The 6190-nt window shown below is 70.9% G+C and carries 1 protein-coding gene; it reads left to right on the top strand.

Annotation, left to right across the window (positions count from 1 at the left end; all coding sequences use genetic code 11):
- Positions 1-83: 83 nt before the first annotated feature.
- Positions 84-6190, top strand: a 6107-nt coding sequence (locus IE244_RS41340; RefSeq protein WP_229854905.1) for a non-ribosomal peptide synthetase, incomplete at its 3' end; no start/stop codon positions are given.

The following is a 6190-nucleotide window of genomic DNA, read 5'->3' as shown; positions in this document are numbered from 1 at the left end:
AGTCGCTGGGTGTGTTGCCGGGTGGCGGTGAGCTGGCGTACGTGCTGTACACGTCGGGTTCGACGGGTCGGCCGAAGGGTGTGATGATCCCGCACCAGGCGCTGCACAACCTGCTGATGTCCGTCCGGGACGACATAGGCATCAACCGTGGCAGCGCCTGGCTGGCGTCGACGTCGATCTCGTTCGACATTTCCGGGCTGGAGCTGTTCCTCCCGCTGGTCACCGGCGGGCGTGTGGTCATGGCCTCGGCGGACCAGGTCAAGGACGCCGAGGCGCTGATCGAACTCATCGGCAGGAACCGGGTCACCCATGCCCAGCTGACCCCGTCCGGCTGGCGGCTGATGCTCGCGGCCGGCTTCGACAACTACGCCGTGACGGCGCTGGTGGGCGGCGAGGCGTGCTCCCCGGAGCTGGCGCGTGAGCTCCATGAGAAGACCCAGCGTCTGGTGAACGTGTACGGCCCGACGGAGACCACCATCTGGTCCACCTTCTGGGAGGTGCCCGAGGAGACCGAGTCCGTCTCGATCGGTGGGCCGCTGGCCAACACCGACCTGTACGTCCTCGACTCCAACGGCCGGCCGGTGGCCGATGGTGTCAGTGGTGAGCTGTTCATCGGCGGTGTCGGTCTGGCGCGCGGTTACATGGGGCGTGCTGGTCTGACGGCGGAGCGGTTCGTGCCGAGCCCGTTCGGTCCGGCCGGCTCCCGGCTCTACCGCACCGGCGACCTGGTCCTGCGGTCGCCGGACGGCTCGCTCGACTACCTCGGTCGTATCGACACCCAGGTCAAGATCCGCGGCTACCGGATCGAGCTGGGCGAGATCGAGAGCGTCCTGCGGGCCCATGACGCGGTGCGGGACACCGTGGTGTCGGCCCGTGAGGACCAGGCCGGGGACAAGACCCTGGTCGCCTACGTGGTCGCGGACACCGCCCTCGACACGGCCGAGCTGCGGAGCCACCTCGGGACGACCCTGCCGGAGTACATGGTCCCGGCGGCGTTCGTGGAGATCGACCGGGTCCCGCTGACCAACAGCGGCAAGGTCGACCACCGTGCCCTGCCCGCACCGGACGTCACCGCGTTCGCCGGGGCCCGGCACATCGCCCCCCGCACTCCGCTGGAGGAGCGGCTGGCCGCCATCTGGTCCGAGCTCCTGGAGACGGAGCGCGTGAGTGTCGAGGACAGCTTCTTCGACGTGGGTGGCGACTCCATCCGTGCCGTTCAGCTGGTCGGCGCGCTGCGCGCCGCCGGCTACGAGGTGTCGGTGCGTGACGTGTTCGAGTTCCGCAGCATCGCGGAGCTGGCCGGCCGCCTGTCGGGACAGACGGCCGGTGAGTCGCTGATCGCCGCGGTGGAGCCGTTCGCGCTGATCAGTGCCGAGGACCGGGCCGCGCTGCCCGACGACGTGGTCGACGCCTACCCGCTCTCCCAGATCCAGACCGGCATGCTGGTCGAGATGCTGGCCGCCGGTGAGGCGGGCGGGAACCTCTACCACAACATCAACTCGTTCCGGATCCCGGACGAGAACGAGTTCTCCCTGCCGGTCCTGTCCGAGGCCGTGGAGACCGTGGTCCGGCGCCATGACATCCTGCGGACGTCGATGCACCTGAGCGGCTATGCGCAGCCGCTGCAGCTGGTGCACGCGACGGCCGAGGTGCCGGTGACGGTGCACGACTGGCGCGGGATGAGCGCCGACGAACAGCGCGAAGCACTCCGGGCGTTCGCCGACAAGGAATGGGCTCTCGGGTTCGACCTGGGCTCCGCTCCGCTGGTGCGCGTCGCCGCGCAGCTGGAGGAGGAGGGAGCCTGGCGGCTCACCATCAGCCACTCGCACGCGGTCACCGAAGGCTGGACCCTCAACTCCCTGATGATGGAGATCGTGGAGTGCTACCGGCATCTCCGCGACGGCCGTGAGCTGCCCGGCTACGAGGCTCCCTCGGTCCGTTACGCCGACTTCGTCGCCGCCGAACTCGAAGCGCTGGCCGACCCCGAGCACCGGTCGTTCTGGCAGATCGTTCTGGCCAGCCACACCCCGGTGCGGCTGCCCGACACCTGGGCCGACGAGAACGGTGCGGCCACGGAGTTCCAGCGCCTCGCCGTGCCGTACCACGATGTGGAGGCGGGGCTGCGGCGGCTGGCCGGTCAGGCGAAGGCGTCCCTGAAGAGCGTGCTGCTGGCGGCGCACCTGAAGGTGCTGAGCACCCTCACGTCCGACGCGGCGTTCCACACCGGCGTGGTGTTCCACGGCCGTCTGGAGGCGCCCGGAGCCGAGCGCGTGCTGGGCATGCACCTCAACACCGTGCCCTTCCCCGGCCACCGGCCCGCCGGCACCTGGCGTGAACTGGTGGAGCAGGTCTACGCGCAGGAAGCCGAGATCTGGGAGCACCGCCGCTACCCGCTCCCGGCGATCCAGCGGGACTCCGGCAGCGGCCAGCGTCTGATCACCACGCTCTTCGACCACCAGGACTTCCACCAGGTCGACGGCGAAGCGGTGGACACCGGCGCGACGGAGAACGCCGGCGGCAACGAGTTCGCGCTCAACGTCATCGCCACCGGCGGCACCGTCAAGCTGGTCACGACGACGGCCGCGCTCACCCGGACGAACCTGGAGCGCATCGGCGCGATGTACCGCTCGGTGCTGGAGGCGATGGCCGCCGACGCCGCGGGGGACGCGTCCGTGACGTGCCTTCCGGAGGGCGAGCGCGAGCTGCTGACCGCGTGGGGTACCGCCGACACCGTGGAGTGGCCCGCCGGAACCACCGTCGACCTGGTCGAAAAGCAGGCCGCCGCCACCCCGGACGCGGTCGCCGTGGTGGTCGGCGAGCACCGGCTCACCTTCGCCGAGATCGACGAGCGGGCCAACCGGATCGCCCACCACCTGCGCGCGCTGGGCGCCGGCCCGGACACCCTGGTCGGTGTGGGGCTGCACCGCGACCTCCACCTGGTGCCCACCCTGTTGGGCGTCTGGAAGACCGGAGCCGCCTATCTGCCGCTCGACCCCAGCATCCCCGCCGAGCGGCTGGGCTACATGCTCGACGACACGCGCGCGGCGATCGTCGTCACGACGGCGGACCTGATGCCCGTGCTGGGCGACGTCCACAGCGGGACGTTCGTCGTGCTGGACCGGGACCAGTCGCAGATCGACGAGCGGGCCGCCACCCCCGTCGAGCGGTCCATCGATCCGCAGCAGCTCGCCTACGTGATCTACACGTCCGGGTCCACCGGGCGCCCCAAGGGCGTCATGGTGCACCACGAGGGTCTGGCCAACTACCTCCAGTGGACGGTCCAGGCCTACGCCGCACACGGCACGACGGGCGCGCCGCTCTTCTCGTCGATCTCCTTCGACCTCGGCATACCCAACCTCTTCACACCGCTGATCACCGGGCAGCCCGTCCACCTGATGCCCATGGACCTGGACACCGCCGAGCTCGGCGCCGCACTCGCCGCCGCGGGCCCGTTCAGCTTCATCAAGCTCACCCCCGGGCATCTGGACCTGCTCACGCACCAGCTCACCCCGGAGCAGGCCCGCGACGTGGCCGGGCTGGTGATCGCCGCAGGCGACACCTTCCCCACCGCGCTGGCCGCCCGCTGGCGCACCCTGGCCGGGCCCGAGGGCACCCGGGTGGGCTCGGAGTACGGTCCCACCGAGATCACCATCGGCAACTCCGGGCAGCCCATCGACCGGCTGCCGGACAACGAGCTCATCCCGCTCGGTGACCCCATCCCCAACAGCACGATGTTCGTCCTCACCGAGGACCTCCGGCTCGCTCCGACCGGAGTGGCCGGAGAGGTCTACATCGGCGGCACCGGCCTCGCCCGCGGCTACCTGAACCGCCCGTCGCTGACGGCGGAGCGCTTCGTACCGGACCCGTTCGGTCCGGCCGGTGCGCGGCTCTACCGCAGCGGTGACCAGGCCCGCCGGCTCGCCGACGGCTCGCTGGACTTCCTCGGCCGCATCGACAACCAGGTCAAGGTCCGCGGCTACCGGATCGAGCTCGGCGAGATCGAGGGCGCGCTGCGCGGCCACCCGTCCGTCCGGGACGCCGCGGTGGTCGCCCGCGAGGCGGAGAACGGCGACAAGGCACTCGTCGCCTATGTGGTGCCCGAAGGCCAGGAACTGGACGTGGCCCAGCTGCGCGCGCATCTCGGCGCGAGCCTGCCCGACTACATGGTCCCGGTCGCCTACGTGGAGCTGGCCGCCATCCCGCTGACCGCGAACGGCAAGGTCGGTTACCGGGCGCTGCCCGCCCCGGACGCCGCCGCGTTCGCGGTGAGCCGGTACGTGGCCCCCCGCACCCCGGTGGAGGAGCGGCTGACCGCGATCTGGTCGGACGTCCTGGGGCTGGAGCAGGTCGGTGTCGAGGACGGCTTCTTCGATCTCGGCGGCGACTCCATCCGAGCCGTCCGCCTGGTCGGTGCGCTGCGCGCGGCCGGCTACGAGGTGTCGGTGCGTGACGTGCTCGAACACCGGAGTGTCGCGGAGCTCGCGGGCCGGCTGTCGGGACAGGTGGCGGACGAGTCGCTGATCGCAGCGGTCGAGCCGTTCGCGCTGATCAGCGACGAGGACCGGGCCGCGCTGCCCGACGACGTCGTGGACGCCTACCCGCTGTCGCAGATCCAGACCGGCATGCTCGTCGAGATGCTGGCCGCCCGTGACACGGCCAGGAACGTCTACCACAACATCAACTCGTTCCGGATTCCCGACGAGCGCGGATTCTCCCTGCCGGCTCTGCAGGAGGCCGTGGACACCGTGGCCGGGCGCCACGACATCCTGCGGACGTCGATGCACCTGAGCGGCTATGCGCGGCCGCTGCAGCTGGTCCACGCCACCGTCGCGCTCCCGGTCGCCGTCTACGACTGGCGCGGACGCGACGCCGAGGAGCTCGGGCGGCTGCGCCGCGAGTACACGGAGGCGGAGTGGGCCACCGGATTCGACCTGGCCACCGCTCCGTTGATGCGGTTCTGCGCGCACATCGAAGAGGACGAGGCGTGGCGCCTCACCATCAGCCACTCCCACGCGGTCACCGAAGGCTGGACCCTCAACTCCCTGATGATGGAGATCGTGGAGTGCTACCGGCATCTCCGCGACGGCCGCGAACTGCCCGGGTACGAGGCTCCCTCGGTGCGCTACGCCGACTACGTGGCCGCCGAGCTGACGTCGCTCGACGATCCGGCGGACCGCGCGTTCTGGCAGGACGTGGTGGCCGGGCACGCCCCGCTGCACCTGCCCGCCACCTGGGCCGACGACAACGGCAAGGCGGAGGAGCGGTACTGGCTCCAGGTCTCCTTCGGTGAGTGGGAGGAGGGCCTGCGGCGGCTGGCCGGCCAGGCCAAGGCGTCGCTGAAGAGCGTCCTGCTGGCGGCGCACCTGAAGGTGCTGAGCACGCTGACGCCCGAGGACGCCTTCCACACCGGTGTGGTCTACCACGGCCGTCTGGAGGCCCCGGACGCCGAGCGCGTGCTGGGCATGCACCTGAACACCGTGCCGTTCCCTGCGGTCCGTCCGACCGGCACATGGCGCGGGCTGGTGGAGCAGGTGTACGCCCGGGAAGCCGAGATCTGGGAGCACCGCCGCTACCCGCTGCCCGCCATCCAGCGGGACGCGGGCAGCAACCAGCGCCTGATCACCACGATGTTCGACCACCAGAACTTCTACCAGGTCGACGGCGAAGCGGTGGACACCGGCGCGACGGAGAACGCCGGCGGCAACGAGTTCGCGCTCAGCGTCATCGCCGCGGGCGGGATGCTCAACCTCGGTACGACGACGGCGGTGATGAGCCGCGCCGACCTGGAGCGCCTCGCGTCGATGTACCGCGTGGTGCTGGCGGCCATGGCGACGGATCCCACGGGGGACGCGTCCGCGGCGTGCCTTCCGCAGGACGAGGTCGAACGCCTGCTCAACGAGTGGAACGCCACGCAGGAGTTCCCGGTCGACGCGTGCGTCCACGAGGTGTTCGCGGCGCAGGCCGCCCGGACCCCGGAGAGCGTCGCGGTCGTGTGCGGGGAGCGTTCGCTGACCTACCGGGAGGTGGACGAGCGGGCGAACCGTCTGGCCCATCATCTGCGTGAGCTGGGCGCCGGCCCGGAGAAGCTGGTCGGTGTCTCGCTGGAGCGTGACCTTGAGCTGATCCCGACGATTCTCGGTGTGCTCAAGTCGGGTGCCGCGTATCTGCCGCTCGACCCGGTGAACCCGGA

It is taken from the genome of Streptomyces filipinensis, assembly GCF_014649495.1.
Lineage (GTDB): Bacteria > Actinomycetota > Actinomycetes > Streptomycetales > Streptomycetaceae > Streptomyces > Streptomyces filipinensis.
The sequence above is the reverse complement of the archived record's forward strand: the minus strand, read 5'-3'. Positions and strand labels throughout refer to the sequence as shown.